The organism is Spirillospora sp. NPDC000708 (assembly GCF_040299565.1).
GTDB lineage: Bacteria > Actinomycetota > Actinomycetes > Streptosporangiales > Streptosporangiaceae > Spirillospora.
In genome coordinates this window covers 1-2181 of record NZ_JBEPCJ010000163.1, presented here as the reverse complement: position 1 = coordinate 2181, position 2181 = coordinate 1, and the positions used below count along the sequence as shown (strand labels likewise).

Sequence of the window (2181 nt, the reverse complement as noted above, 5' to 3'; positions counted from 1 at the left end):
CTCGGCGGGTGTCATGGGCCCGGGGGGGCGGGCCCGCCGGGGGGGGGCCGGCCGCCCCGGACGCGGGGAAGGGGGCGGCACGTCTGCCGTCCCCTTCACCGTCGGCTCGGCCGGCCGCACGGATCGTCATCCGGGCCGGTCATGACTCAGTGGGTGAGCGCGGTGCCCAGCTTGACCGGCGCGTTGTTCCCCTGCGGCAGCTGCGTGCCGACCTGCCCCGGCGTCACGTTCGCGACCGGCCTGGCGATCCGGGTGACCTTGCCCAGCAGGTCCTGCACGGCGGGCATGCCCTCGGCGCTGCGGTAGTTCGGGCCCATCGCGATCCGCTCGCTGGTCCCCCGCAGGGTGGACGGCAGCTTGTGGTGCCCGGCCGCCGGGCGGTGCTTGGACGGCTTGTAGTGCTTCTTGTGGTGCGGCTTCTTGTGGTGCGGCTTCTTCGGGAAGTGCTTGATCGGCGGCCGGTGGTGCTCGTGGCCGCCGCTGGTGACGGAGGCCCCGCCCTTGCAGCCCGCCTGCGCGATGCCGAGGACGGCGCCGATCGCGTTGCCGCAGACGTTCACGGGCACGGAGATCGGCGCGTAGATCTGGTTGCCGCCGAGGATGGACAGGTTGCCGGATGTCTTCATGTCCGGGCGGTCGTCGCCCTTGCGCTCGACGGAGGCGCCGCCCTTGCAGCCGGCCTGGGTGATCCCCGCGATGAGGGAGATCGCGTTGCCGCAGACGTTCACCGGCACGGAGATCGGCGCGTAGATCTGGTTGCCGCCGAGGATGGACAGGTTGCCGGACGTCTTCATCCCGTGCCCGTGGCCGTGGCCGCCCCAGCCGCCGTCCCAGCCGCCCATGCGGCCGTTGTCGGCGGTGGAGGCGCCGGCGGCGCCGCCGGTGGCGGGCGCCTGGCGGTCGCCCGGCATCGCGGGCGCCTGACGGCCGCCCGGACCGATGGGCGCCTGGCGGTCGTCCGGACGGGTCGGCGCCTGGCGGTCGCCCGGCCCGGTGGCCTCGCGTCCGGTGCGCCAGCCGCTGTGGCTCTTGTGCCCGCCGCTCTTGACGGTGGCGCCGCCCTTGCACCCGGCCCGCGCGATGCCGACGATGGCGCCGATGGCGTTGCCGCAGACGTCCACCGGGATGGAGATCGGGGCGTAGATCTGGTTGCCGCCGCCGATCGACAGGTTGCCCGAGGTCTGCATGTCGCCGCCGTCGCGGCCGCGCCGCTCGACGGACGCGCCGCCCTTCGAGCCGGCCTGGGCGATGCCGGCGACGGCGCCGATGGCGTTGCCGCTCACCTCGATCGGTATCGAGATCGGCGCGACGACCTGGTTGCCGCCCAGGATGGACAGGTCCCCGCTGGTGCGGTTGTCCGCCGAGGCGGGGACGCCGAGTCCGGACGTCCCCATCGCGACGCAGCCCGCCGCGACGAGAGCGGCGCGGCCGGTGTTCCTTGCCCAGATGCGCATGGTGTTGCTCCTTCTTTCGGTGAATCGGTGAATCGGTGATGATCACTGCGTGCACCGTCCGGGTGAGCGCAGCGGGCAGCGGTCTGGCCAGGACCGTGCCGTTCGGAGAGAAAGCTCGATGGAGTGGCGGGGGAGGCCGGGAAGCGGCCGTCCGGCGCGCGGCGCGGGAGTCCCGCGGGCGGGGAAGGGCGGCTTCCGGCACGGGACGCGCGGAAGCGCGCGGTGCCCGTAGGCGGGTGCTAGTCGGGGACGACCGAGGGACGGCCCGGGGCCGCCTTGTCGGTCAGCGCGGTGCGGTCGAAGGCACCGGTGTCGAGGGCGCGCGGCGCCTGCGGGCGCTGGGCGGTGCCGAGGTCGGCGAACGGCCCGAACGGGTGCCCGCCGGACGGCGCGCCGCTGTGCGGGTTGCCGTCCTGGCCGGACGGCGTCGCGGGCGCGCCGGGCAGGCGCTGCCCGTCCCCGCACATCCGGCAGTGGCCGCCGGAGCGGTGCGCGCCGGACGGCGCCCCGGCGGTCGCGTGGGCCGCCTTCTTCGGGGCCGCCGCGGCGCGGGTGCGCGCGGCGCCGTGCTTCTTCGCGTGCGCCGCGGTGTCAGGGCGGGACGAGGCGTCCGCGCCGGGCCTCGGCGCGGCGTGCGCCGCGCCGCGCGGGGCGGCCACGCCGGGCACGAGCCGGCCGACGCCGTGGTCGTCCGGCCGGACGTCCGGCAGCCGCAGGTGCGCGACGC

1 protein-coding gene and 1 pseudogene are annotated in these 2181 nt (G+C 76.1%); both read right to left on the bottom strand.

What is annotated here, in order from left to right; genetic code table 11:
* Nucleotides 1–146: 146 nt before the first annotated feature.
* Entirely contained in the window at nt 147–1454 is a 1308-nt protein-coding gene (locus tag ABT299_RS50850; protein WP_500255257.1) for a chaplin family protein, read from the bottom strand.
* Between the two features lie 239 nt (nt 1455–1693).
* Nucleotides 1694–2181, bottom strand: a pseudogene (locus ABT299_RS50845) (hypothetical protein); the annotation flags it as partial.